Here is a 23,886-nt window from a genome sequence, read left to right on the forward strand (position 1 = left end):
GGACGGCGCGGGTCAGCTCGTCTCAAAAGGAGCCAACAGGACCCGCAGGTGTCCGGCAAGGGCAGTGCGTTCGCCCTTGGGCAGGTCCGCGAGCAGGTCGCGCTCGTGCGCGAGCAGGTCGTCGAGCGCGCCATCGACGGTCTGCATACCGTCCGTCGTCAGCCGGACGATAACTCCCCGGCGGTCGCGCGGGTCCGGCTGGCGCTCGACGAAACCACGAGCGAGGAGCCGGTCGACCCGGTTGGTCATCGTCCCGCTCGTCACGAGGGTCTCGGCGATGAGCTGTCCGGGAGAGAGCTCATAGGGCGCCCCCGCACGGCGCAATGCTGAGAGGACGTCGAACTCCCAACCGTCGAGCCCGTGCTCGGCAAAGGCCGTCCCGCGGGCGAGGTCGAGCCGACGCGCCAGACGAGAGACCCGGCTGAGGATCTCGAGCGGAGTGACGTCGAGTTCGGGACGCTCACGCCGCCAGGCTGAGACGATACGGTCGACGTCATCCTCGGGCATGAGGGCGACTGTACTCCCGTCAAGTATCTTGACATCAAGATAGATTGCGGGAAGGGTTGGGGACGGGCGGCCACACGGGTCGCACGCCACGGCAAGAGGAGCAACGATGCGCACACAGCCGAGCTGGGACCCAGCGGCATACTCACGATTCGGTGAGCAGCGGAGCCGTCCGTTCGCCGACCTCGTCGCGCAGATCCGTTCCGACGAGCCCGAACTCGTCGTCGACCTCGGTTGCGGCAACGGACCTGCGACCTTGGCCCTCGGCGAACTGTGGCCCAACGCCCGCATCGTCGGCGTCGACGAGTCCGAGGCGATGCTCGAGGCCGCCCGGGCGATGGACACCGGCAACCGGGTCGAGTGGGTCCAGGCCGACCTCAAGGACTGGGACCCTGCCTCCCTCGGCCAGACGCCCGACGTCATCATCACCAACTCGACCCTGCAGTGGGTGCCCGGTCACCTCAACCTGCTGCCGGCCTGGATGGACGCGCTGGCTCCGGGCGGCTGGCTCGCGATCCAGGTCCCCAACAACTTCGACGCACCCAGCCACGCGCTCATGCGCGAGACGTCGGCCACCCACGCACGCGCCAACGAACTGCTCGCCGCCCTGGACCTGCCGGCGGTGGGGGAGCCCAAGACCTACCTCACGTTCCTCAGTCGGCTGGGGGCCACTGTCGATGCGTGGGAGACGGTCTACGCGCACGTCCTCGACCCCGAGGGCGAGTCGGAGGACCCCGTGCTCGACTGGGTGAGCGCCACCGGTCTGCGTCCGGTCCTCGACATCCTCCCCGAGGGCGAGGAGCGCGACGCCTTCATCGAGCCGTATGCCGCCGCCTTGCGTGAGGCCTACCCGCGCGGTGAGGTGGGCGTTCTGTTCCCGTTCCGTCGCGTGTTCGCCGTGGCCCGCAAGAACGACGCCAGCTGATGGCCGTCATCGGCATCCACCACGTCCAGATCGCCTGTCCCTCAGGCTCCGAGGATCTGCTGCGCCACTTCTACGGAGTGGTCTGCGGGATGCCCGAGATCCCCAAGCCGCCAGCGCTCGCTGCCCGCGGAGGGGTGTGGTTCGCCGCGGGCGAGCAGCAGCTGCACTGCGGCGTCGAGTCCGGTTTCGCGCCGGCCCTCAAAGCGCACCCGTGCCTGGCCACCGATGATGTCGATGCCCTTGCTGCGGCCGTCGCGGGCGTCGGGGGAGAGGTGCGCTGGGACAACGCCATCCCGGGCGTGCGGCGCTTCCACACCGACGATCCGGTGGGCAATCGCGTCGAGTTCCAGCTGGTGCGCAGCCCGAAGGCCGACTTCATCGTCTGAGTTCGACTTCGTGCCCCGCACGGACACTCCTCGCTGCGCTCCTCCTGTCCGTGCGGGGCACGAAGTCGGAAGTGGCGCCAGTCAGATGTGGGTGATCTCGGGCTTCGCCTCGAGGCCGGTGAGGCCGTTCCAGGCCAGGTTGACCAGGGCTGCAGCGACGTCCCGTTTCTTGGCCTTGGGGTTCTCGAGCCACCACTGACCCGTGAGCGCCACCATGCCGACGAGCATCTGCGCGTACATCGGCGCCTGCTTCGGGTCCAGCCCGCGATTGGTGAACTGGGCCGCGAGGAGGTGCTCGACCTGTGAGGCCACGTCGGACATCAGCGAGGCGAAGTTGCCAGTCTGCTGTCCCGGCGGCGAGTCGCGCACGAGGATCCGGAACCCGTCCGTCGAACCCTCGATGTAGTCGAGCAGCGCCGTGGCGGCTCGCTCGAGCAGCGCCCGGGATCCGCCACCCGAGGTCAGCGCACCGGCGATCGCTCCCAGAAGTGACTGGATCTCACGGTCGACCACGACCGCATACAGACCCTCTTTGCCACCGAAGTGTTCGTAGACAACGGGTTTGGACACGCCCGCCGCGCTCGCGATCTCCTCGACGGTCGTCGCTTCGTAGCCGCGCTTCGCGAAGATCTGTCGCCCGATCCCCACGAGCTGCTCGCGACGCTGCGCTCCCGTCATGCGCCCCCGCGGAGTTCGCACCTTGGCTGTTGCCTCGTCTCGACTCACCTGCGCCATTGTGCCCTCCGGCGCGCCTGTGCGCTGACGAGACCGTTCGTGAGGCCGCGCACGCGTCAACTACCCTGTGCGCTGTATGCCGTGAGCTCGCCTGACGCGCATCGTTCCCCGGTTGGTCTGCCGGCAGGGCCCGCCTGACTTTGAATCAGGACTAGCGACGTAGGTTCGACTCCTACCCGGGGAGCAACACTTTGCACGCCCAGGGACGCTGATGCGTCCTGAGGTGAGGGCCCCGTCACGGGCCATCTTTGGGCGTTTCTCGCGCGCGAAGGCGACGGGAGTGTGAAGGTGTGCCCAGCGGCATACCCAAGAACTTCGGCTGCGGGGGCAACCTCGCAGACCTCTGCCGCGTCTTTGGTCATGGAGGGTTTCGTCAAAGGGGAGGTTTGGCATGAAGATCAATCGTCGATTCATGGCTGTCACCGGGGTGCTCGCACTCACGACAGTCGGTGTCGCACAGGGGTGGAGCGCCATGGCGGCACCCGGTGACCCGCAGCTGAGCCTGCGCGTCGCGTCGCCGCACCTGCAGATCGAGCGGATGGAGGGCGACCCCTACATCTTCGCCGAGCTCGGGACCTACATCGGGGCGACCAACGCGGCTCTGCAGATCGAGGCCATGCCCGCGGCCGACGGCACGGCGGACCTCTGGCTCGTCCATCGCGACGCCAAGGGCAAGATCACGCGTGACCGCAAGATCGAGACGCCGTCGCGCGGACCGATGTTCCTCGGACTCCCCGACTTCCTCGACGTCGAGCTGAAGAGCTCGGCCGGCCAGGTCGTCTCGCAGCAGAAGCTGGGCTTCTGTCCCGGCGGCGACTGGGGTCAGTCGTCACAGCAGCGGCTCGACGCGACAGGGCCGGCCGAGGCTGTACTGGCGAACAACTGCGGTTCGGAGCTGACCAAGCACATCGTCTACGGCCTCGACAAGGGATGGGCTGCGGGCGTCGGCAACGAACTGCTGAACAACTTCGCGGGTGCTGACGGCGACTACCAGGTCACTCTCAAGATCGCGCCGACCTATGTCCGCCAGTTCGCGATCCCGGCGAACAAGGCCTCTGCCTCGCTCACCACGACCGTCAAGACGGTGCCGTGCCCCTATGAGGACCCCGAGTGGTGCCCCGGTGGCGGGGAGGAGCCCCCGACCCCCGAGACCAGTGCAACGGCTCGCCTCTCCGCTGGCGCGCATGCCGGGCACTCTGCTCAGGCGTCGACCGGCTCCCACGGCTCGGGCCACGGTCCCGCCAAGCTCGACCCGCTGGTGAGGGCAGCCGCAGCCGACGTCAACGCCAAAGTCGCACGCACGGCGACGCTGCAGTCGTCGGTGGCTCTGAGGATCGCCCAGGCCAAGGGCCACCCGGAGCGGACCAACCGTCCCTCCGCCGACAAGGCCGGCAAGTCGAGTGGCCTGCCTGACATGGTGGCGCTGCCCGCGTTCGGCATGTTGGCGGAGACCGACGAGACCGGCCACGAGCAGCTGACGTTCGGTGCCAACATCGCCAACCTCGGCTCCGGGCCCCTGGTCGTCGAGGGCTATCGCGTCAACGACGCCACGATGACGGCGATGCAGTGGGAGTACCGCAAGGGCGTCCCGGTGAAGTCCTATCCCGCAGGGGAGTTCGAGTGGGACCCGCGTGAGGGGCACATGCACTGGCACTTCGAGGACATCGCGCAGTACGACCTCGTCGCCGCCAACGGATCCATCACCCGCAGCGGGAAGCAGGCGTTCTGCCTCGCGCCCACCGACCCGATCGACCTCACGATCCCTGGCGCCGAGCAGCGCGTCAACACCGACCGGCTCTGGTCGGCCTGTGGTGGTCAGTCGGCGCTGTGGATTCGCGAAGTGCTGCCCGCGGGCTGGGGTGACACGTACTTCCAGGGCCTGCCCGGCCAAGCCTTCGACATCACGGGTCTGCCCAACGGCACCTACACCGTTCGGGTGACGACGAACTTCCGCAACCGCCTCAAGGAGTCGAGCACGACCAACAACGTGTCGAACGCGAAGATCCTGCTCGAGGGCAGCCCGGGCGAACGCACGGTGACCCAGGTCAGCTGAGCCCCGGCTGCTCGACACGTCCAGCTTCTGACGGCGCGACCACGTAGAGGTGGTCGCGCCGTCATGACCTGGTCACCTCGGCGGCCACGCCGGGTGGCTCCGCGGTCAGACGTGGGGCCAGACCTGCGGCCAGGCCGTGACGAGGGCGCTCCTGGCTCGCGACGCCAGCTCCATGGACGTGATCTCGTCGAGGCTCCACCAGAGGGCGCTCGAGGAGAGGCGTGAGGCCTTCCAGACCCGTTCGGCGTTGCAGCGGTAGGTCAGGTCGAGGAAGTGGTCGCCATGCTCGATCGCGCTCTCGACGCCGTGGACCCGTGCCATCGACGGCGTGGCCCCGGTGTCGTGCACGAGGGCGCGGGACACGCGGCCGGGGTCCTCGCCGATCCGCAGGTAGGACCAGGGCAGAGTCCACGTCAGTGTCCCGGGGTGTCGGTCGAGCAACAGTCGGTGGTCGTCGTCGATCGCGACGACGTGCACCCGCACCCGTGGGCGTGCTGCGTTCATTCAGGCTCCTCGACCGTTCACAGCGATCTCCGTCGAACGCTGCGATCCCCTTGCTCCGGCCTAGGTTAGGGCGTCCTCATGGGAGGGGGTCAACTGCCTCGTGGGTCGCCACGCACGCAGGCCTGCGACCTGCAGTTATCCGATCCTGGCTGCGTTGGACGCCACGAATTCGACGAATCGGGCGGCCGGGGGAGCGAGTTCACGATCGGTGCGCCAGGTCAGGCCGATGGTCCGGCGGGCCGCCGACGAGGCCAGCGGGATACCGATCGTTCCCGTGTGGCCGGCGAACTGTGCCGGCAGCACGGCGACCCCGAGACCTGCGGACACCAGGCCCTCGATCGTCGCGAGATCGGCGCTCTCGAAGGACACGTTCGGTCGCACCCCGGCGCGGGCCAGGAGGTCGTCGATGAGGGTTCGGTAGCCGAACCCGTGGGGAGTGGTCACGAGGTCCTCGTCGGCGAGGTCCTCGAGGGTGATGCGCCGTCGCGCCTTCCACCGATGGTTCGGCGGGACGACGAGGACGAGCCGTTCCTCCTGCAGGGCCACCCACCCGAATGGGCCCGGAGGCAGCCACGACGTGATGGCCAGCTCGACGGCACCCGACGCGAGGTCGCGGGTGATGTCGTGGTGGGGCTCCTGCGTGAGGAGGACCCGGACCGCCGGAGCGCGCGCATGGAACTCGCGCAGCACGAGCGGCACGAGCGAGGTCGACATCGAGTCGAGGAACGCGAGGCGCACGGTGCCGCTGTCCGGATCGAGCTGTCCGGCGAGGTCGGCACGCAACTGGTCGTGCCGCGCGGTGAGGTCGCGCGCTCCGGCCACGACCAGCTCGCCGTGGGGCGTGAGGACCACCCCTGCCGGCACCCGCTCGAAGAGTCGCGCCCCCAGGTCGGCCTCGATCCGCGCGAGCGCACGGGAGAGCGTCGGCTGGCTCACCCCGAGCGCCGCCGCCGTCTCGGTGACGTGGCCGTGCTCGGCGAGGGCCAGCAACCATTCCAGATCGCGCAGATGCATGGGGACATCATGCGCCATGCGTATGCAGATCCGCCGTGGACGTCATTGGACGTATCCGCTCCCGCCACGTCACCCTCGAGAAGTGCAGACCGCAACGCAGATCCCCATGAGGCTGGAGCCGGGCCACCGTCCCGGCACGTCCGGCTACCGCCGAGTCGTCCTCGCCCTCTTCGCCGCAGGAGTCGCGACCTTCGCCCTCATCTACAGCACCCAGGCACTGCTGCCCGAGCTCGCCACCGAGTTCGCCGTCTCGTCGGCAGACAGCACCCTTTCGCTCTCGCTGACCACCATCGCGCTCGGACTCACCCTGCTCGTCGCTGGTCCACTGTCCGATCGCGTCGGCCGCACCCGCCTCATCCACGTGAGCCTCATCGCCTCCGTGGTCGTGGCGGCGGCGTCGGCCCTCGCACCCAACTGGCCCACCTTCCTCGGGCTCCGACTCGCGCTCGGCGTGACGATCGCAGGGCTCCCGGCGGTCGCGACGGCATACCTGCGTGAAGAGCTGCACCGCGGGGCGCACGCCCGCGCCGCCGGTCTCTACATCGGGGGAACCGCGATCGGCGGCATGACCGGACGACTCGCCACGGGCGCGGTGGCCGAGGCGTGGGGCTGGCGCTGGGCGCTCGCTGCCGCCGCCGTCCTGGGCCTGATCTGCGCCCTCATCGTGTGGTTCGCCCTGCCGGAGTCGCAGCACTTCGTCGCGCGCCGGGCCGGGGTCCGCCCCATGCTCGGGATGGCTCGACGGGCCGTCTGCGACCCGGTGCTTCTCGCGCTCTACGGGATCGGGATGCTCGGTGCGGGGGCGTTCGTCGCCGTCTTCAACGCACTCGGCTTCCGGCTCACGAGTGAGCCGTTCGGCCTCGGCCTCGGCGCCGCGAGCCTCGTCTTCCTCGTCTACGCCTTCGGCTCGGCCGGATCGGCGATCGCCGGCCGCCTCGCCGACGCCTTCGGTCGCCGGGCGGTCGTCCCGATCGGGGCCGGGCTCGCGCTCGCCGGTGTCCTCCTGACCATCCCAGGACAACTCCCGGTCGTCGTCGCCGGCGCGGCCCTCATGACCGCAGGCTTCTTCGTCTTCCACGGCGTCGCCAGTGGCTGGGTTCCGGTGCGCGCGCACGCGGGCGGAGTGGCCGGCGCGCAGGCCGCCTCGCTCTACCTGTTCGCCTACTACGTCGGCTCGTCCGTCTTCGGGACGGCCGGGGGACATGCCTGGGCGTATGCCGGGTGGTCCGGTGTCGTCGTCCTCGCCGGTGCGCTCTTTGCCGGGGTGGCGGTGCTCAGCCTCGTGCTGCGGCGCAGCCGGGCCCTGGCCAGCTGACGGTTCGCCGGCTCGTCAGCGAACGACGGTGTAGCGGCCGCAGAGGAAGTCGCGGTTGCGGGCGACCTCTTCGAGCCTGAGCTCCACGTGGCGAGGCAGGACCGGCGCCCCGGAGCCGAGGGTGACCGGGGCGAACTGCACCCAGACCTCGTCGAGGAGTCCCACGTCGTGGAACTGGCCGACGAGATCGCCGCCGCCCACGATCCACACGTCCTTGTCGCCGGCCGCCTCCACCATCTCGGCATGAACCTGGGGCACGTCGGCAGTCGTGAAACGGACCTGCTCCGAGGCGGGGAAGTCGCGATGGGTGAACACCCACGTGGGCTTGGGCTTCCAGCCCTGGGCGTCGTTCTCGACGATCCACCGCCACGTCGAGGCGCCCATGGCGCAGGCGCCCACGCGGGGGGCGAAGGTCTCGAAGCCCATGTCGGAGCCCACGTCGATGTCGCGCGACGTGAGCCAGTCGAGGGAGTGATCCGGTGTCGCGATGAATCCGTCGAGGGAGCAGCCGGTGTAGTAGATCGTCGCCATCGCATCACCATGGCACCGGGCCCCGACAACCGGCGTGGACGGCATACCGGCTGGTCGTCGGTAGAGTGGCGCGGACCGCCGCCACGAACCCCGGGAGCCCCACTCGTGACCACTGCTCGGCCCACCGCCGTCATCATCCTCGCCGCAGGCGAAGGAACCCGGATGAAGTCAGCCACCCCCAAGGTGCTGCACCGGATCGGCGGCCGAACCCTCCTCGGTCACGCCCTCGTCGCCGCCCGGGGGAGCAACGCGGAGAGCGTCGTCGTCGTGGTCCGCCATGACCGCGATCGCGTCGCTGCCCACGCCACAGAGGTGGACGCGGCCGCGATCATCGCCGACCAGGACGAGATCAAGGGCACCGGCCGCGCCGCCGAGTGCGGCCTCCTGATGCTCCCGGCCGACGTGCGCGGCGCGGTGCTCATCACCTCGGGTGACACGCCCCTGCTCACGGCTGAGTCGATCACCGCCCTCTACAGCGCCCACGCGGCGGCGGCCAGCGCGGTCACCGTCCTCACTGCGCGGGTCCCCGACCCCACCGGCTACGGCCGGATCCTGCGCGCCGACGACGACTCGGTGCTCGGCATCATCGAGCACAAGGACGCGACGGACGCGCAGCGGGAGATCACCGAGATCAACTCAGGGATCTGGGCGTTCGACGCCGATGTGCTCCGGGCCGCTCTCGGCAGCGTCGGCACGGACAACTCCCAGGGCGAGAAGTACCTCACCGACGTCCTCGCCATCGCCCGCGACGGCGGACACCGGGTCGGCGCACACCTGATCGACGACCTCTGGCAGACCGAGGGCGTCAACGACCGCGTCCAGCTCGCCGCCCTGGGCCGCGAGCTCAACCGCCGCAACAACGAACGCTGGATGCGCGAGGGCGTGACCATCGTCGATCCCGCCACGACGTGGATCGACGCCGACGTCACCATCGGCCGCGACGCGACGATTCTGCCCAACACCCAGCTGCTCGGCGCGACGTCGATCGGTGCGAACGCTCGCATCGGCCCCGACACCACCCTCACCGACACCGAGGTGGGCGAGGGCGCGGAGGTCAAGCGCACCGAGGCCAACCTCGCGCAGATCGGTGCGCAGGCCACCGTCGGCCCGTTCTCCTACCTCCGGCCGGGCACCACGCTCGGCGTCAAGGGCAAGATCGGCGGCTTCGTCGAGACCAAGAACGCGTGGATCGGCGACGGCGCCAAGGTCCCGCACCTCACCTATGCCGGCGACGCCACCATCGGAGAGGGCGCCAACATCGGCGCCGGCACGATCTTCGCCAACTACGACGGCGTCAACAAGCACCACACCACGATCGGCAAACACTCGTTCGTCGGATCCGACAGCGTCCTCGTCGCGCCCGTCGACGTGGCCGACGGTGCCTACGTCGCGGCGGGCACCACCCTCACCGGCGATGTCGAGCCCGGCCAGATCGCCGTGGGTCGTGGACGCCAGCGCAACGTCGACGGCTGGGTTGCCCGGGCCCGCGCCGGATCCGCGACCGCAGCGGCAGCCCAGGCGGCCACGGACGCGGGCACCCGGCATACCGACGCGTCCGCGAAGCCAGCCACCGATGAGGGAAAGGCCTGAGCATGAAGGAAGACCGCCCCAAGTCGGCCAACATCCGCAAGAAGCCCAAGAAGCAGCTGATGATCTTCAGCGGGCGCTCCCACCCAGGGCTCGCGCAGGAGGTCGCCGCGCTCATCGGCACCGAGCTCGTCCCCACGAGCGCCTACAACTTCGCCAACGGCGAGATCTACGTGCGCTACGAGGAGTCCGTTCGTGGCTCGGACGCGTTCGTCATCCAGAGTCACAGCGCCCCGCTCAACGAGGCGATCATGGAGCACCTCATCATGATCGACGCGCTCAAGCGGGCCAGCGCCAAACGGATCACCGTGGTCATGCCGTTCTACGGCTACGCCCGTCAGGACAAGAAGCACCGCGGTCGCGAGCCGATCTCGGCCCGCCTCATGGCCGACCTGTTCAAGACCGCAGGTGCGGACCGGCTCATCGCCGTCGACCTGCACACCGACCAGATCCAGGGCTTCTTCGACGGGCCGGTCGACCACCTCATGGCGCAGCCGGTGCTGTCGGACTACGTGTCCGCGAAGTACGGCCACGAGGACCTCGCCGTCGTCTCGCCCGACGCCGGCCGCATCAAGGTTGCCGAGCAGTGGTCCAAGCGTCTCGGCGGTGCGCCGCTGGCCTTCATCCACAAGACGCGCGACGTCAACCAGCCCAACCAGGCCGTCGCCAACCGCGTCGTCGGTGAGGTCAAGGGTCGGGTCTGCGTGCTCGTCGACGACATGATCGACACCGGCGGCACGATCACCAAGGCTGCTGACGCCCTCATGGCCGACGGTGCCAAGGACGTCATCATCGCGGCGACGCATGCCATCCTGTCGCCGCCGGCCATCGAGCGGCTGCGTGACTGCGCGGCCCGCGAGGTCATCGTCACCAACACGCTGCCGATCGCGCCGGAGTCGGAGTTCGAGGGCCTCACGGTGCTGTCGATCGCCCCGCTCATCAGCGCCGCGATCAAGGAAGTCTTCGAGGACGGCTCGGTGACGAGCCTCTTCGGCGGCCGCGCCTGAGCCCTGGCCATTGCAGGACCTACTGCACCGTATGTGGGGTGATTGCCCCCCATACGGTGCAGTAGGTGGTGGTTTGAGTCAGTTTTGTTGACGTGCCCGGTATGCCGCGACGTGGGCCTTGTTGGCGCACGTCCCGTCGCAATATCGCCGGCTTCGGTTCTTGCTGAGGTCGATGACGACGTCGTCGCAGTCGTCGGCTGCGCACACCCGCAACCGCTCGGTCTCACCGGCACGGATGAGGTCGATGAAGGCCATGGCGGCCTCGACCGCCATGCGCCGGGCGATGGGTGCGTCGTCGCGGGTCGCGTGGATGTGCCAGTCGAGGTCGTCGTGCTTGACGAGTCGGGGGACCGCCTGGTGCTCGGCGAGGAGCTCGTTGACGCCGACGACCAGGTCCTCGACGTCGCGGGACCACAGGTCGAGCAGGCGGGGGCGCAGGGCGTGAACCTCCTCGAGCGCGGCACGGGTCCGCGGGAGGTCACCGCTCCACTGCCAGCCGTTCATGTGGGTCACGAGCGACTCCACCGTGGGCAGGTCCTCGGCCATCGAGTCGCCGTGTCCGGGCCCGGTGTTGATCAGCGACGCGGCGTACTGCAGTGCCAGTTCGGTGTCATGGGCAAAGAGCATCTTGACTCCTGACAGGGCAAAGCCCTAACGTGATCCTTGTAAGGGTCATAGACCTAGTTTACTCCTGACAGAGGTGAGTGCCGTGAACTCCGGAATCCAGACTCGATCGACGCGTACGCTGCTGCTCGGCCTCATCCTCGTCGTGGTGTCCTCGGCGGCGTTCGGGTCGTCCGGGGCCTTCGCCAAGTCTCTCCTCAGTGCCGGCTGGACTCCTGCGGGCGTCGTCACCTGGCGCGTCGGATTCGCCGCCCTCGTCCTCGTCCCGGTCGCGATCTGGGCGCTGCGTGGTCGCTGGAGTCTCCTGCGCCGCAACGCCGGCCAGGTCATCGCCTTCGGGGCCGTGGCCGTCGCGGGGTGTCAGTTCGCCTACTTCAACGCGGTCGAGACCCTGTCGGTCGCCGTGGCCCTGCTCCTTGAGTACCTCGGGATCGTGGTCGTCGTCGGCTGGATGTGGGCTCGCCACGGCCACCGCCCGTCCCGCCTCACCCTGGCCGGCGTCGGCCTGTCCGTCGCTGGACTCGTCCTCGTCCTTGACGTGTTCTCGGGTATCCAGATCTCCTGGGCCGGAGTCGTCTGGGGCCTCATCGCGGCCGTCGGCCTCGCCACCTACTACGTCACCTCGGGCCACGAACACGAGGATTCGCTGCCGCCCCTGGCCCTGGCCGGATTCGGGCTGGGCGTCGGCGCGGTGCTCCTCGTTGGGGCCAGCGCCACCGGGCTCATCGACTACGGCACCGCCCGCGAGAGCGTCGAGATCGCCGGTCTCACGACGCCCTGGTGGTTCGCGGTCGCCGAGCTCGCCCTCGTGGCCGCGGCCCTGGCCTACGGAGTCGGGGTCATCGGGACCCGCCTCGTCGGTGCCACCGTCGCCAGCTTCCTCGGGCTCTCCGAGGTGCTCTTCGCCGTCCTCCTCGCCTGGCTCCTCCTCGACGAGCTCCCGGGCTGGATCCAGCTGGCCGGTGGACTCCTCATCCTTGGTGGCGTCGTCGCCGTCCGCCTGGGCGAGTCGAGCGACGCCGAAGACGAAGGTGACGGGACCACGGACGGCGAGCAGCCGGCATACGACGTCGATTTCCCTGCCCCGCACCCCGTCGCCTAGACTTCCCGGGTTGCCTCGGCGAGGGACGCTGCACCGGCCAGAGAGTCTGGGCCTTGCGTGTCCGTGATCGACGCGGTGGTCAGAGAAAGCACGGCTCATCCGGCTCGTGGCTTTCCGTGGACCAGCGCGCCTGTCCGTGCCGTGTCCCGCGTCGAGGCCACCGCAGACGTCGAGTCCCCACTGGCGTCGTCTCTGACCGATTCGCCCCACATCTTCAGGAGTTCCCCGTGGCCAACGACACCATCAAGCTGCAGGCGCAGGCCCGCACCAAGTTCGGCAAGGGTGCTGCCCGCACCATCCGCCGCGACCACAAGATCCCCGCCGTCATGTACGGCCACGGCTCCGAGCCGGTGCACATCACCCTCGTGGGCCACGACGCCATGATGGCGCTCAAGAACCCGAACGCCCTGCTCACGATCGTCCTCGACGGTGAAGAGCAGCTTGCTCTGGCCAAGGACGTGCAGCGCGACCCGATCAAGCCGGTCATCGAGCACATCGACCTTGTCATCGTCCGCAAGGGCGAGAAGGTCACCGTCGACGTGTCGGTCCACCTCGAGGGCGAAGCCGCCCCCGAGACCGTCGTCAACCTGGACCACTCGAGCCTGCAGGTCGAGGTCCTCGCCACCAACATCCCCGAGTCGGTCACCGTCTCGGTCGAAGGCCTCGAGGCCGGCACCCAGATCCTCGCCGGCGCCGTCGAGCTGCCCGATGGTGCGACGCTCGTCACCGACGCCGAGGCGCTCGTCGTCAACGTCACCCAGCAGATCTCCGAAGAGGCCCTCGAGGCTGAGCTGGCCGAGGCCGAGGCCGAGGCCGGCATCGAGCACGAGCCGTCCGAAGAGGAGGCCGCCGAGATCGAGGCCGAGGCCGCCGAGGGCGACGCTGCCGAGGGCGACGCGGAGAAGTCCGAAGACGCCTGAGCCACGCGCTCCTCTGCCTGAACGAACAGGCCCGGTCCCTTGCGGACCGGGCCTGTTCGCATCCGGCCAGTTGGGGACGCAGGGGGAGCGGACGGCATACTCGTCGGTTGTGAGTGAGACGTGGATGGTCGTCGGGTTGGGCAACCCAGGACCGACGTATGCCGGAAACCGCCACAACGTCGGAGCGATGGTCGTCGACGAGCTGGCTTCGCGGACGAAGAGCGCGCTGCGCACGCACAAGGCGCGCGTGGTCGCGGCGCAGGTCCGCATCGGCACGGGACCCGGGGGAGTGCCGGGACCGAGTGCCGTCATCGCCGTGCCCAACAGCTACATGAACGAGTCGGGTGGGCCGGTCAAGGCGCTCATGGGCTTCTTCTCCGTCGATCCCGACCGCCTCGTCGTCATCCACGACGAGCTCGACATCCCCTCCGGTGACGTGCGCCTCAAGATCGGTGGCGGCGAGGGCGGCCACAACGGGCTGCGCTCGATCTCGAAGTCGCTGGGCACCAAGGACTACCTGCGGGTGCGCGTGGGCATCGGACGCCCGCCGGGACGCCAGGATGCGGCTGACTTCGTGCTCAAGGACTTCTCGCCGGTCGAGCGCAAGGAGCTGCCGTTCCTGCTCGGGGACGCAGCCGACGCGGTCGAGATGCTCGTCACCAAGGGACTGCTCGACACCCAGCAGAAGTTCCACGCGCCCTCCTGACGGGGTTGGTCGAACCTCGGCCGAGCCGCCGTCCGCCGCGTGACCGAACGCGACCTTGCCAACGCGACCTGCGGGCGGGTGGTCACCTGCCTACCTCAACTGCCTGTCACTGCGCTGACACGTTCTGATGAGGTGAGGCCCTCTTTCGGGCCAACGGACATGACCGGAACTATGCATCTTTGCAGGATGCTCCGCGCGTACCGCGTCACCTCCGTAGCGTCCTGCACTAGGCGACCAAGGCCGCCAGCGCCGTGAACCGGTAGGAATCTTGGTGATGCAGGATGAAGGACCAACAGTCCGCTGAGGCGGGAGCAGTCGAGGTCGGACTCCTGTTGCCCGGTACGAAGCCACGGCGCGACGGGCCCAGCCGCTGGCGGACCTGGTCGCTGAAGGGGTACAGGGTCGATCCGACGTCGCAGACCCCGCTCGGGTGGCCATCGGCCTACCGGCAGCGCCTGGTCCTCGGTGACCTGATGTGCGCACTGGTGGCGAGCACGACAGCGTCGGTGATGCGACTCGGTCGGGTCCCGGACAGCATCGTCGTGCTGATCTACCTCACTCCTCTGGCGTGGGCGCTGGCCGTGCGATTGCTCCAGGGGTATCAGGGCCGCCACCTCGGGCAGGGCGCCCAGGAGTACCGGGTGGTGCTGTGGGCCGGGGCCGTGCTCCTGGGTGTGGCGGGCTTCACGTCCTACGCGTTCACCCTCGAGCTGGCCCGCGGCTATGTGTTCCTCGTCGTTCCTCTCGTCGTAGGCCTCTCGCTCGTGCTGCGCAAAGGTCTGAGACTGTGGCTCAGCCGCGCGCGGTCCCACGGCAGGTACCGGCAGCGAACAGTCGTCGTCGGGACGGCGAAGTCGGCCGGCGAGCTGATCCGTGAGCTGCGGAGGTCGCCCTCGAACTCCTTCGACCTCGTCGGAGCCTGCGTGAGCGGGGCCAAGCACAGCGTCGCTGTCGAGGGAGTGCCGGTCACCGGAAGGCCTCGGGACGTCACCCTCGCCGTGGACTTCAGTGATGCCGCGCTGGTCGCCGTGAGCGGACACCCGGGCCTGACCGGTCAGGAGCTTCGCGAGCTCGCGTGGGAACTCGAGGAGCGACACGTCGACTTGGTGATCTCACCGGGGATCTTCGAGGTGGCCGGGCCTCGGTTGTCGATCCGCGCCGAGGCGGGAGTCTCGCTCCTGCACCTCGAACGCCCGGTGCGTTCCGGATCGAGGATGGTGGTCAAGCGAGTCCAGGACCTCGCCCTGGCCGTCGTGATCACGCTGTTCGCCCTTCCTTTCCTGCTCCTGATCGCGCTGGCCGTGCGCTTGGACTCCGAGGGCCCGATTCTGTTTCACCAGAAGCGGATCGGTCAGAGCGGCCAAGAGTTTCGCATCTACAAGTTCCGAACCATGGTCGTCGACGCCGAAGCCAAGCTGAAGGCGTTGGCGGACAGCGGCCATGAGGTCAACGCAGTGTTGTTCAAGAGCAGGGTCGACCCCAGGGTGACCCGGGTCGGCCGGTGGCTGCGTCGGTTCTCGATCGATGAGGTGCCTCAGCTGCTCAATGTCTTACGGGGTGAGATGTCGCTCGTTGGCCCGCGACCGGGTCTGGCATCCGAGGTCGACCACTACGAGCCGGATGCCATGCGACGTCTGCGCGTCCGCCCGGGGATGACCGGTCTGTGGCAGGTGAGCGGCCGCTCGACCTTGAACTGGGAGCAGACTGTGCGACTGGACCTCTGGTACGTCGACAACTGGTCTACGACCCTGGACCTCCAGATCCTCATCCGGACTGCTCGGGCAGTTATCGGCGGACGAGGCGCATTCTGATGTACACGGGGACACCTCATTCGGGAGAGCTGGCTGCGGACCACGTCCTTGCTCGCGATCTGGCGCAGCGAGCCGGAGATCTCCTGGTTGGTGTCCGCGCGTCGTGGGCAGGCGACAGGGTAGGGCTGAAGGCGGCAGGTGACCGCAAGGCACACGAGTTCTTGGCAGCCGCACTCGCCAGGCATCGTCCCGATGACGGCATCCTCAGCGAGGAAGGTCCGGACGATCCTTCGCGCTTGGTCAAGGCGAGGGTGTGGATCGTGGACCCACTCGATGGGACCCGCGAGTTCAGCGAGGTCCCGCGCGACGACTGGGCAGTCCATGTGGCTCTGGTGGTTGATGGCAGGGTTGTTGCCGGCGCCGTCGCCCGCCCGGCACGAGGTGACGTGCTCGCGACCGACGATCCTCCGACCGTTCCTGAGCGTGCATCAGGCCCGCTGAGGCTCGCCGTGAGCCGAACCCGACCACCCCCGTTCGTGAAGGCGCTTGCCGACCACCTTGGAGCCGACCTGGTCCCCATGGGTTCGGCGGGCATCAAGGCGACCTCGGTCGTGGACGGCGTCGTGGACGCTTACGTCCACGCCGGGGGGCAGTACGAATGGGATTCGGCCGCACCGGTGGGGGTGGCTCTCTCGGCGGGGTTGCGCGCGTGTCGCATCGACGGGTCGGAGTTGACCTACAACCACGCCGACCCACTGCTTCCAGACCTCCTCATTGCACGTCCGGAGTTTGCAGGAATCGTGCTCGACGCCATCAGCACCATCGAGAGAGGCCGGACTCAGTGAAGGACATGCACCTGTATCAGCTCAGCCACCTCCAGGTTCTGGAGTCCGAGGCCATTCACATCATCCGTGAGGTCGTCGCCGAGCTCGAGCATCCAGTCCTGATGTTCTCAGGTGGCAAGGACTCGATCGTCATGCTCCGGCTGGCCGAGCGCGCCTTTCACCCCGCCAAGATCCCGTTCCCGGTGCTCCATGTGGACACTGGTCACAACTTTCCCGAGGTCCTCGAGTTCCGCGATCGTCGGGTTGCGCAGCTGGGGGTCCACATCGTGGTGGCCTCGGTGCAGGAGGCGATCGACTCGGGGTCGGTGGTTGAGCCGCCCGATGGCACCCGCAACCGGATCCAGACCCCGGTGCTGCTCGCCGCCATCGAGAAGGGCGGGTTCAACGCGATCTTCGGCGGCGCGCGACGCGATGAGGACAAGGCGCGTGCCAAGGAGCGGATCTTTTCCTTCCGGGACGACTTCGGGCAGTGGGACCCGAAGAACCAGCGCCCGGAGCTGTGGAGCTTGTTCAACGGTCGCATCCACAGTGGTGAGAGCATCCGGGTCTTCCCGCTCTCGAACTGGACCGAACTCGACATCTGGCACTACATCCAGCACCAGAAGATCGATCTCCCGTCGATCTACTTCGCTCACGACCGCGAGGTCGTCGACCGGGGCGGCATGCTCTACGCGGTCAACGAATTCATCCAACCGCGATCCACGGAGCTCATCGAAAAGCGCCGGGTGCGCTACCGCACCGTCGGCGATGCAAGCCTCACGGCCGCGGTGGAGAGCGATGCCGACACGGTGGCATCGGTCATCGCCGAAGTGGCCTCGACTCGCATCACGGAACGCGGGGCCACCCGCGGGGACGACAAGTTCAGCGAGGCATCCATGGAGGACCGCAAGCGTGAGGGCTACTTCTGATGGACATTCTCAGGTTCGCCACGGCGGGCTCCGTCGACGACGGCAAGAGCACCCTCATCGGGCGCCTCCTCTACGACACCAAGACGGTCTTCCTGGACCAGATCGAGGCCGTGCAGCGGGTGAGTCGCGAACGGGGTGAGGACTACGTGAACCTCGCGTTGCTCACCGACGGACTGCGGGCCGAGCGGGAACAGGGCATCACGATCGACGTCGCCTATCGGTACTTCACGACCCCGTCGCGAAAGTTCATCATTGCCGACACCCCCGGGCACATCCAGTACACCCGGAACATGGTGACCGGAGCGTCGACGGCGGACTTGGCCCTCGTGCTCGTGGATGCCCGCAAGGGCTTGGTCGAGCAGAGCCGTCGCCATGCGTTCCTCGCGACGCTGCTCGAGGTTCCGCACCTCGTCCTCGTCGTCAACAAGATGGACCTCGTGGGCTGGGATGAGGAGGTCTACAAGCGGATCAAGGACGAGTTCACCGGGTTCGCCACCAAGTTGCGGGTGCCTGACCTCCAGATCATCCCCGTGTCGGCGCTGCACGGGGACAACGTCGTCGACCGCTCGCCCAACACCCCGTGGTACACCGGACCGACGTTGCTGCATCACCTCGAGAACGTCCATGTTGCCAGCGACCGCAACCTCATCGACGTGCGCTTTCCCGTGCAGTACGTCATCCGTCCTCACTGTGACGCGCACCATGACTACCGGGGCTACGCGGGCCAGGTCGCTGGCGGTGTCCTCAGGAAGGGCGACGACATCATGGTCCTGCCCTCCGGCTTCACCTCCCGGATCAGGGCCATCGAGACCGCTGATGGTGAGATCGAGGCCGCCTACCCGCCGATGTCCGTGACCGTGAGGCTCGAGGACGAGATCGACATCTCACGCGGCGACATGATCTGTCGGCCGAACAACGCGCCGCAGGTTCTGCAGGACGTGGACGCGATGGTGTGCTGGATGGACGAGTCGGCTCCTTTGCAGATCGGCCGCAAGTATGCCGTCAAGCACACGACCCGAACCGCCAGGGCCATCGTGAAAGAGCTGCACTACCGGCTCGACGTCAACTCCCTCCATCGCGACGACGCTCCGAACGGCCTGTCGCTCAACGAGATCGGGCGCGTCCGTCTGCGCACGACCATCCCCCTGATGTGTGACGAGTACGGCCGCAACCGGACGACGGGTGGCTTTGTCCTCATCGATGAGGCCACCAACCGCACGGTGGGCGCCGGCATGATCGCGGGAAGGCAGTGACATGACACTGTTGCGGTTCCATGGAAGCGGGGACCTCGTGCGGAGCCTCTCCGGCCCCCCGGAGGTCAGTCCGTTCGGACCAACGGGAGCGAGGGCCTGGAGTGCGCCACCGAGACGATCGGCCACTCGGCAGTCCGGGCGCCGCAGGAGGCGCCCGGGACCACTTCGGGTGGCGATGATCGGTCAGAAAGGGCTCCCCGCGACGTACGGCGGGGTCGAGCACCACGTCGAGCAGGTGGGACGCCTGCTCGCCGCCCGTCCCGACATCGAGGTGACGGTCTACTGCCGCCGTCCGTACTGCTCGGACGTGGGTCCCGAGTACCTGGGCATGCGGCTGGTCTGCACGCCCGCTCTCGCCAGCAAGCACCTCGAAGCGATCTCCCACAGTGTCACCTCGACCGTTCACGCCCTGATGTCGGGCGCGGACGTCGTCCACTACCACGCACTCGGACCGGGTCTCGTCGCCCCGCTCGTGCGCTACCTCTCTCGCGCCAAGGTCGTGCTCACCGTGCACGGTCTCGACCAACAGCGGGCGAAGTGGAAGGCGCCCGCCAGCCACGTGCTTGAGCTCGCCTACCGAATGAGCGGCCACGTGCCGGACGCCGTCGTCACCGTGAGCCGGGCACTGACACAGCACTACGAGGAGCGCTTCGGCTGTGGACCCGTCTACGTCCCCAACGGAGTCCCGCAGCCCTCGCCGTCAGCCATCTCCGAGCGGCTGAGGAGCGAACATGGTTTGGAGCCCGGCCGGTACGTCCTCTGCGTAGGACGTGTCGTCCCGGAGAAGCGGGCTGACCTCCTCATCAGGGCAGCTCACTCGCTCCCGACCGACGTCAAGGTCGTCATCGTCGGTGGTTCATCGTTCAGCGAGGACTACGTGGCCGAAGTCGCCGCTCTCGCCGGCAACAACCCGCGCATCGTGCTTTCCGGCTTCCTCTACCAGGACGAGCTGGCGGGGGTCTACGCCAACGCCGCAGTGTTCGTGCAGCCGTCCGACCTGGAGGGTCTGCCTCTGACGCTGCTGGAGGCCACGTCCTATGGGATACCGGTGCTCGCCAGCGACATCGCACCCCACCGCGAGATCCTCGCTGCGTGTCGTTGCCGGGCGCACCGCATGTTTCCTCAGGGTGACGTCGTGGCGCTGGCCGCGCAACTCGTCCTGATGTTCCACGACCGGGAAGCGTTGCGCGAGGAGGCCTCGCGTGAGGGGTCCTCTCTCGTTGCGCCCTACGACTGGACCGCCGCGGCCGACGCCCTCGTCGAGGTGTACCGCACCGTCACCGGCACGCTCCCGCCTGCCACCAGCGCCAGGCACACGCACAGCCGCATCGCACTTCCCACACTCCCTCTCGGCTGAAGGGCCCAACGATGAACGTTGATCGCACCTCCCAGCGGCGCATTCATGGTGCGCGTCGCCTCGTCGCCACCACCTTGGCCGTGCTTGCGCTCGTGTTCTCGTCGGTGCTGGTCGCACCCACGGCACAGGGCAACGGCCCGCCCCCCTTGGCCCTCGCCCCGACGGCCGACACCACGGTGTGGGGGGCGAACGGACGGGTCATGGACATCGTCTCGCTCGGGACCAAGGCCCTCATCGGGGGTGGCTTCGACTATGTCGGGCCCACCACCGGACACGCCGCACGGACCGCGATCGACACCGGGGCCCTGCTGGGCGAGCGCCAGATGGTGACGGGGGACGTGTACACGACCATCCCGGACGGCGTCGGGGGCTGGTACCTGGGTGGGGAGTTCAGCGATGTGAACGAGCTGTACCGGCGCAGCGTGGCCCACGTCGGAGCCGACGGGTCGCTCGACCGGAACTTCAACGCCAACGTCAACGGACCGGTGTACGCCTTGGCCCGCGTGGGCGGCACCCTCGTGATCGGTGGAAGCTTCACTCAGGCCGGCGGCGCCTCAGTGACCAACCTCGTGGCGGTCGATGCGACAGGACTCGCCGTGCCGGGCTGGACCGGGAGCACCAACAACACGGTGTACTCCTTGCTCGCGACCGGGGACCGCATCTACGTGGGCGGGCAGTTCACCAGCCTGAACGGCGTGGGTCGCCGCTACCTCGGCCGGGTCTACGCCTCGACCGGTGCGACGGACACCGCCTTCTCCGGCCAGACCTACGCCCTGGTCCGCGCGCTGGCGCTGAACCAGGACGGGTCCTGGGTCTACGTCGGCGGTGACTTCACGAGTGTCTCCTCCCGGTTGGTCTCCACGACCCCCCGCGGCAGGCTGGCGGCGTTCACCACGAGCTTCGGTGACGTCCAGGCGTGGAACCCGTCGGCGAACGCGACGGTGCGTGCCCTTGCCGTGCACCCGACGACCGGGGTCGTGCACATCGGCGGGGCGTTCACATCCATCGGCGGCCTCACCCGCACGGCATTCGCAGCGGCCACCACGACGGGGGTCGTCACCTCACTCAACCTCGGGGTCACCGCGGCCCACTGCGCGCACGACGTGAAGTCGGTCTACGGGCTGCCGGCCCTGTGCCCCAACGACGTGTACACGACGTCCATCACCAACGGGCGCCTGCTGGTCGGCGGGCAGTTCGGCCAGGTGCTCGGCCAACGTCGTCACCACGTGGCGGAGATCGACCTCACGACAACCACGGTCACCAAGTGGGACCCCCTCCCCGGGAACCGGGTCTACTCCGTCCTCCGCCTCAACGACCAGATCGTCATCGGCGGAGCCTTCACCAGCGTCGGCGGACTGATGCGGCGTGGCCTGGCCCTGATCGACCTCGTGTCCGGGAAGGCCGACCCGGCGTTCCAAGCGGACGTCGACCGGATGGTGCTCGACCTCGTGCCCACGGCCGACGGGTCGGCGGTCTACGTGGCGGGCGACTTCAGGACAGTGGGTGGTCAGGCGCGCAACAAGGTTGCCAAGGTCAGCGTTGCAACCGGTGCCGTGGACAGCTTCAAGGCGGGGTTCAACAACACCGTCATCCGGCTCGCCTTGGCCGGCAACCGCCTGTATGCCGGCGGGAAGTTCACCAACGTCGGCTCCATCGAGCGGCTCCACGTGGCGCGTCTCGATGCGACGACGGGCCAGCTCGACACGACCTGGACAGCCAACACGTGGGGCCCTGACGGAACCCTGCGCCAGAACGGCATGGTCCAAGGCCTCGAGGTCGCACCCAACGGTTCCCTCGTCTACCTGGCCGGCCCGTTCACGACGGTCAACGGCGCCAGCGTCGCTGGTGGCATCGCCGTGGTGTCCGGTGCGAGCGGCCAGCTCGACCCTCGCCGCCTCGGTGGGGTACAGGGCTGCAGCACGGTGGGTCCTTGGATGAACCGGATCCACTTGTCCCAGGACGGCCAACGGCTCTACGGCGGTGACGTCTGCCCCGACTACATCTACAAGTACGACGCGGTGAACCTCTCCACGTCGGCGCGACCAACGGGTCTGCTGTGGCGCACGTGGTGCAACGCTGGTCTCCAGGGCGCGCTCGAGGTCAACGGTCGCTTCTACTACGGGTCGCACGGTGGCAACAAGGGCAGCGGCGGCTACTGCTCGGCATACCCCGGCGGGCCCAACGTCGAGGCGTCCCGCTTCATCGTCTTCGACGCGACGACCGGAGCCCTCCTCGACTACGCCCCCACGTTCGACCAACCCATGGGTGTCTGGTCCTTCGCCGCAAGCCCTTACGGGCTCCTCGTCGGCGGTGACTTCACTCTCGCCGGTGACCGAAGAACCATCGCCCAGGGTTTCGCACTGATCCGGGGCACACCGTGACCAGGCGGTGGGCCGTTGCGGCGGCCGCGGCGGTCGTGGCCACTCTGGGTCTGACCCCTGCGGCGGCGGCGGAGCCGATCGGTGCGACCTCATGGATGTCCCGGACGTGGGGCCTCGACGGCCGCGTGTCCGAGCTCGTCCCCACGTCGCGCGGCATCGTTGTCGGCGGGACCTTCTCGACCGCGATCGCGCCGTCCGGGGCCAGCCGTCCGGTCAGTTCGATGGCCCTGTGGGATCCCGCGTCCGGTCGCTTCGTCGACTGGCCGGTCGAGGTGTCCGGTGCGGTCCTTGCCGCGGCGGTCGACGGGGACACCGTGTACATCGGTGGCGACTTCTCGGCCGTCAACGGGTCCACTCGACGCAACTTGGCCGCCGTGAGTCTCTCGACGGGTGCGCTCCTTCCGTGGTCAGTGGATGCCTTCGGCACGGTGGAGACGCTGGCCGCCGGAGCCGGTTCGGTGTACGCGGGTGGCGCCTTCACATCCATCGAGGACGCCACCGCCAGGACAGCCGTGAACCGCGTCGCCCGCCTCAGAGCCGACGGCTTCCTCGACCGCACGTGGTCGGCCTCGATCAGCGCCAACGATCGGGTACGAGTTCTCGTGCTGGCGTCAGCAGGAGCGACGCTCTATCTCGGGGGCGACTTCAGCGCCCTCAACAACACGTCGGCCTACGGCAGGTTGGCCAAGGTGGGCACAGGTGCCACGGCGACCATCGATACGAACTTCCGCTCAGGAGCCAACAACAACGGCAACCGCAGCCCCGTGTTCGACCTGGATCTCGTCGGCGAGTCCCTGCTCATCGCCTCGGGTGGGGGAGGCGGTGGGTGCACTCGTCAGGATGCGGCCACCGGGCGCACGGCATGGAGCCACCACAGCACCGGCGACATCGTCGCCGTCAGGGTCCTGGGACCGTACGCATACTGCGGTGGACACTTCAGCGGCACCGGGTCCTTCGCGGGCCTCGACCGCTACAAGGCCGCCGAGGTCACGGTGTCCACCGGCGCGATCACGAGTTGGGCCCCCCGAGTCAACAGCGCGCTGGGCATCTGGGCGATGGCTGACACCCCGTCGACCCTCGTCGTGGGTGGGGACTTCACCCGGACGGGCAGCAGCCAGCAACCACGCCTGGGCGAGTTCCGTGACCGCTCGGCGGTGGCCGTCCCCAGCGCGCCGATCGATCTCCGTGGAACCCCCGGAAACGCGCAGGTGACACTGGAATGGGGGGCGCCGGACACCGACGGTGGAGCGCAGGTCAACCGCTACCTCGTCCTGCGCGCAAACGCAGCCGGGGAGTTCGTGCAGGTGGGCAGCACCACGTCGACCTCGTTCACCGAGGCGGGGCTCACCAACGGCGTGACCTACCAATACGCCGTGCGAGCCTCCACGTCGGCCGGCAACGGACCGGCGTCCGCCCCCGTGAGTGTCACGCCCCGCGCGTGACTTGCGGGGTCGAGCGCACCCTGTCGGTAGAAGTCG

The 23,886-nt window shown here is 68.5% G+C and carries 22 protein-coding genes and 1 tRNA gene; 17 read left to right on the forward strand and 6 right to left on the reverse strand.

The features are described from left to right. Positions 1–12: 12 nt before the first annotated feature. Positions 13–507, reverse strand: coding sequence for a MarR family winged helix-turn-helix transcriptional regulator (locus ACFQRE_RS06240; RefSeq protein ID WP_380120028.1), 495 nt, complete (start codon positions 505–507; stop codon positions 13–15). A gap of 106 nt (positions 508–613) precedes the next feature. Here ACFQRE_RS06240 and ACFQRE_RS06245 point away from each other — a divergent pair, with 106 nt between their 5' ends. After that, entirely contained in the window at positions 614–1,429 is an 816-nt protein-coding gene (locus ACFQRE_RS06245) for a methyltransferase domain-containing protein (RefSeq protein WP_380120030.1), read from the forward strand. Continuing rightward, positions 1,429–1,815: a glyoxalase gene (locus ACFQRE_RS06250; RefSeq protein WP_380120032.1), complete on the forward strand. Its 387-nt coding sequence runs from the start codon at positions 1,429–1,431 to the stop codon at positions 1,813–1,815. The genes ACFQRE_RS06245 and ACFQRE_RS06250 overlap by 1 nt, the downstream gene beginning before the upstream one ends. Positions 1,816–1,896: 81 nt before the next feature. On the opposite strand, the gene ACFQRE_RS06255 is transcribed toward ACFQRE_RS06250, so the two are convergent. Beyond that, positions 1,897–2,493, reverse strand: coding sequence for a TetR/AcrR family transcriptional regulator (locus ACFQRE_RS06255; RefSeq protein ID WP_380120448.1), 597 nt, complete (start codon positions 2,491–2,493; stop codon positions 1,897–1,899). Between the two features lie 162 nt (positions 2,494–2,655). Between ACFQRE_RS06255 and ACFQRE_RS06260 the strand changes: the two genes are divergently transcribed. Together ACFQRE_RS06260 and ACFQRE_RS06265 are read left to right on the forward strand one after the other, a co-directional pair. Beyond that, positions 2,656–2,734: transfer RNA gene (locus tag ACFQRE_RS06260), tRNA-Gln, on the forward strand. A 207-nt stretch (positions 2,735–2,941) separates the two neighbouring features. Continuing rightward, the gene (locus tag ACFQRE_RS06265) at positions 2,942–4,603 is read left to right on the forward strand and encodes a lysyl oxidase family protein (RefSeq protein WP_380120034.1); all 1,662 of its coding nucleotides are present in this window, start codon (positions 2,942–2,944) and stop codon (positions 4,601–4,603) included. 105 nt (positions 4,604–4,708) lie between these two features. Here ACFQRE_RS06265 and ACFQRE_RS06270 read toward each other — a convergent pair whose 3' ends face one another. Together ACFQRE_RS06270 and ACFQRE_RS06275 are read right to left on the reverse strand one after the other, a co-directional pair. Continuing rightward, positions 4,709–5,107, reverse strand: a complete 399-nt coding sequence (locus tag ACFQRE_RS06270; protein WP_380120036.1) for an NUDIX hydrolase — start codon at positions 5,105–5,107, stop codon at positions 4,709–4,711. Positions 5,108–5,242: 135 nt separating this feature from the next. After that, complete coding sequence (locus ACFQRE_RS06275) at positions 5,243–6,121, reverse strand: LysR family transcriptional regulator (protein ID WP_380120038.1); 879 nt, start codon at positions 6,119–6,121, stop codon at positions 5,243–5,245. A gap of 82 nt (positions 6,122–6,203) precedes the next feature. On the opposite strand from ACFQRE_RS06275, the gene ACFQRE_RS06280 reads away from it, so the two are divergent. Next, positions 6,204–7,436, forward strand: coding sequence for an MFS transporter (locus ACFQRE_RS06280; protein WP_380120040.1), 1,233 nt, complete (start codon positions 6,204–6,206; stop codon positions 7,434–7,436). A 15-nt stretch (positions 7,437–7,451) separates the two neighbouring features. Here ACFQRE_RS06280 and ACFQRE_RS06285 read toward each other — a convergent pair whose 3' ends face one another. Next, positions 7,452–7,967, reverse strand: a complete 516-nt coding sequence (locus ACFQRE_RS06285; protein ID WP_380120042.1) for a dihydrofolate reductase family protein — start codon at positions 7,965–7,967, stop codon at positions 7,452–7,454. A 105-nt stretch (positions 7,968–8,072) separates the two neighbouring features. Here ACFQRE_RS06285 and glmU point away from each other — a divergent pair, with 105 nt between their 5' ends. Both glmU and ACFQRE_RS06295 read left to right on the forward strand, forming a co-directional pair. After that, positions 8,073–9,557 carry a bifunctional UDP-N-acetylglucosamine diphosphorylase/glucosamine-1-phosphate N-acetyltransferase GlmU gene (gene glmU / locus ACFQRE_RS06290; protein ID WP_380120044.1) on the forward strand — a complete coding sequence of 495 codons (1,485 nt, stop codon included), beginning with the start codon at positions 8,073–8,075 and terminating at the stop codon, positions 9,555–9,557. A gap of 2 nt (positions 9,558–9,559) precedes the next feature. Continuing rightward, a complete protein-coding gene (locus tag ACFQRE_RS06295; protein WP_380120046.1) occupies positions 9,560–10,561 on the forward strand; it encodes a ribose-phosphate diphosphokinase in 1,002 nt (333 codons plus the stop codon). Positions 10,562–10,639: 78 nt separating this feature from the next. Here the strand turns inward: ACFQRE_RS06295 and ACFQRE_RS06300 are convergent, their stop codons facing one another. Beyond that, positions 10,640–11,188 carry a CGNR zinc finger domain-containing protein gene (locus ACFQRE_RS06300; protein ID WP_380120048.1) on the reverse strand — a complete coding sequence of 183 codons (549 nt, stop codon included), beginning with the start codon at positions 11,186–11,188 and terminating at the stop codon, positions 10,640–10,642. An 82-nt stretch (positions 11,189–11,270) separates the two neighbouring features. On the opposite strand from ACFQRE_RS06300, the gene ACFQRE_RS06305 reads away from it, so the two are divergent. The 10 genes from ACFQRE_RS06305 (at position 11,271) to ACFQRE_RS06350 (ending at position 23,850) form a co-directional block, all read left to right on the forward strand. Beyond that, the gene (locus tag ACFQRE_RS06305) at positions 11,271–12,287 is read left to right on the forward strand and encodes an EamA family transporter (protein WP_380120050.1); all 1,017 of its coding nucleotides are present in this window, start codon (positions 11,271–11,273) and stop codon (positions 12,285–12,287) included. A gap of 227 nt (positions 12,288–12,514) precedes the next feature. Further along, on the forward strand, positions 12,515–13,207 hold the full coding sequence (locus ACFQRE_RS06310; protein ID WP_380120052.1) for a 50S ribosomal protein L25/general stress protein Ctc: 693 nt from the start codon (positions 12,515–12,517) through the stop codon (positions 13,205–13,207). Positions 13,208–13,331: 124 nt separating this feature from the next. Then, entirely contained in the window at positions 13,332–13,913 is a 582-nt protein-coding gene (gene pth / locus ACFQRE_RS06315) for an aminoacyl-tRNA hydrolase (protein ID WP_380120450.1), read from the forward strand. A gap of 281 nt (positions 13,914–14,194) precedes the next feature. Further along, complete coding sequence (locus ACFQRE_RS06320) at positions 14,195–15,724, forward strand: sugar transferase (protein WP_380120054.1); 1,530 nt, start codon at positions 14,195–14,197, stop codon at positions 15,722–15,724. Continuing rightward, positions 15,724–16,509: a 3'(2'),5'-bisphosphate nucleotidase CysQ gene (locus ACFQRE_RS06325; RefSeq protein WP_380120056.1), complete on the forward strand. Its 786-nt coding sequence runs from the start codon at positions 15,724–15,726 to the stop codon at positions 16,507–16,509. The genes ACFQRE_RS06320 and ACFQRE_RS06325 overlap by 1 nt, the downstream gene beginning before the upstream one ends. Before the next feature lie 5 nt (positions 16,510–16,514). Beyond that, positions 16,515–17,417, forward strand: a complete 903-nt coding sequence (gene cysD / locus ACFQRE_RS06330) for a sulfate adenylyltransferase subunit CysD (protein ID WP_380120452.1) — start codon at positions 16,515–16,517, stop codon at positions 17,415–17,417. After that, positions 17,417–18,670 (forward strand): sulfate adenylyltransferase subunit 1, encoded by a 1,254-nt coding sequence (locus ACFQRE_RS06335; RefSeq protein ID WP_380120058.1) that lies wholly within the window; start codon positions 17,417–17,419, stop codon positions 18,668–18,670. Before cysD ends, ACFQRE_RS06335 begins: the two co-directional genes overlap by 1 nt. A gap of 175 nt (positions 18,671–18,845) precedes the next feature. Next, a complete protein-coding gene (locus ACFQRE_RS06340) occupies positions 18,846–20,027 on the forward strand; it encodes a glycosyltransferase family 4 protein (RefSeq protein ID WP_380120060.1) in 1,182 nt (393 codons plus the stop codon). A gap of 11 nt (positions 20,028–20,038) precedes the next feature. After that, positions 20,039–22,408: a hypothetical protein gene (locus tag ACFQRE_RS06345; RefSeq protein WP_380120062.1), complete on the forward strand. Its 2,370-nt coding sequence runs from the start codon at positions 20,039–20,041 to the stop codon at positions 22,406–22,408. Beyond that, positions 22,405–23,850, forward strand: a complete 1,446-nt coding sequence (locus ACFQRE_RS06350; RefSeq protein ID WP_380120065.1) for a fibronectin type III domain-containing protein — start codon at positions 22,405–22,407, stop codon at positions 23,848–23,850. Before ACFQRE_RS06345 ends, ACFQRE_RS06350 begins: the two co-directional genes overlap by 4 nt. Positions 23,851–23,886 lie beyond the last annotated feature (36 nt).

The sequence above is a fragment of the Knoellia pratensis genome (assembly GCF_042666395.1).
In the GTDB taxonomy this organism is placed as follows: domain Bacteria; phylum Actinomycetota; class Actinomycetes; order Actinomycetales; family Dermatophilaceae; genus Knoellia; species Knoellia pratensis.

What these genes read in the sequence shown, in the direction of transcription:
- ACFQRE_RS06255 (WP_380120448.1), bottom strand. Translation starts at nt 2,493, where the DNA reads ATGACGGGAGCGCAGCGTCGCGAGCAGCTCGTGGGGATCGGGCGACAG.
- ACFQRE_RS06325 (WP_380120056.1), top strand. Translation starts at nt 15,724, where the DNA reads ATGTACACGGGGACACCTCATTCGGGAGAGCTGGCTGCGGACCACGTC.
- ACFQRE_RS06340 (WP_380120060.1), top strand. Translation starts at nt 18,846, where the DNA reads ATGATCGGTCAGAAAGGGCTCCCCGCGACGTACGGCGGGGTCGAGCAC.
- ACFQRE_RS06245 (WP_380120030.1), top strand. Translation starts at nt 614, where the DNA reads ATGCGCACACAGCCGAGCTGGGACCCAGCGGCATACTCACGATTCGGT.
- cysD (WP_380120452.1), top strand. Translation starts at nt 16,515, where the DNA reads ATGCACCTGTATCAGCTCAGCCACCTCCAGGTTCTGGAGTCCGAGGCC.
- ACFQRE_RS06240 (WP_380120028.1), bottom strand. Translation starts at nt 507, where the DNA reads ATGCCCGAGGATGACGTCGACCGTATCGTCTCAGCCTGGCGGCGTGAG.
- ACFQRE_RS06275 (WP_380120038.1), bottom strand. Translation starts at nt 6,121, where the DNA reads ATGCATCTGCGCGATCTGGAATGGTTGCTGGCCCTCGCCGAGCACGGC.
- ACFQRE_RS06345 (WP_380120062.1), top strand. Translation starts at nt 20,039, where the DNA reads ATGAACGTTGATCGCACCTCCCAGCGGCGCATTCATGGTGCGCGTCGC.
- ACFQRE_RS06285 (WP_380120042.1), bottom strand. Translation starts at nt 7,967, where the DNA reads ATGGCGACGATCTACTACACCGGCTGCTCCCTCGACGGATTCATCGCG.
- ACFQRE_RS06335 (WP_380120058.1), top strand. Translation starts at nt 17,417, where the DNA reads ATGGACATTCTCAGGTTCGCCACGGCGGGCTCCGTCGACGACGGCAAG.
- ACFQRE_RS06300 (WP_380120048.1), bottom strand. Translation starts at nt 11,188, where the DNA reads ATGCTCTTTGCCCATGACACCGAACTGGCACTGCAGTACGCCGCGTCG.
- pth (WP_380120450.1), top strand. Translation starts at nt 13,332, where the DNA reads ATGGTCGTCGGGTTGGGCAACCCAGGACCGACGTATGCCGGAAACCGC.
- ACFQRE_RS06270 (WP_380120036.1), bottom strand. Translation starts at nt 5,107, where the DNA reads ATGAACGCAGCACGCCCACGGGTGCGGGTGCACGTCGTCGCGATCGAC.
- ACFQRE_RS06265 (WP_380120034.1), top strand. Translation starts at nt 2,942, where the DNA reads ATGAAGATCAATCGTCGATTCATGGCTGTCACCGGGGTGCTCGCACTC.
- ACFQRE_RS06320 (WP_380120054.1), top strand. Translation starts at nt 14,195, where the DNA reads ATGAAGGACCAACAGTCCGCTGAGGCGGGAGCAGTCGAGGTCGGACTC.
- ACFQRE_RS06250 (WP_380120032.1), top strand. Translation starts at nt 1,429, where the DNA reads ATGGCCGTCATCGGCATCCACCACGTCCAGATCGCCTGTCCCTCAGGC.
- ACFQRE_RS06295 (WP_380120046.1), top strand. Translation starts at nt 9,560, where the DNA reads ATGAAGGAAGACCGCCCCAAGTCGGCCAACATCCGCAAGAAGCCCAAG.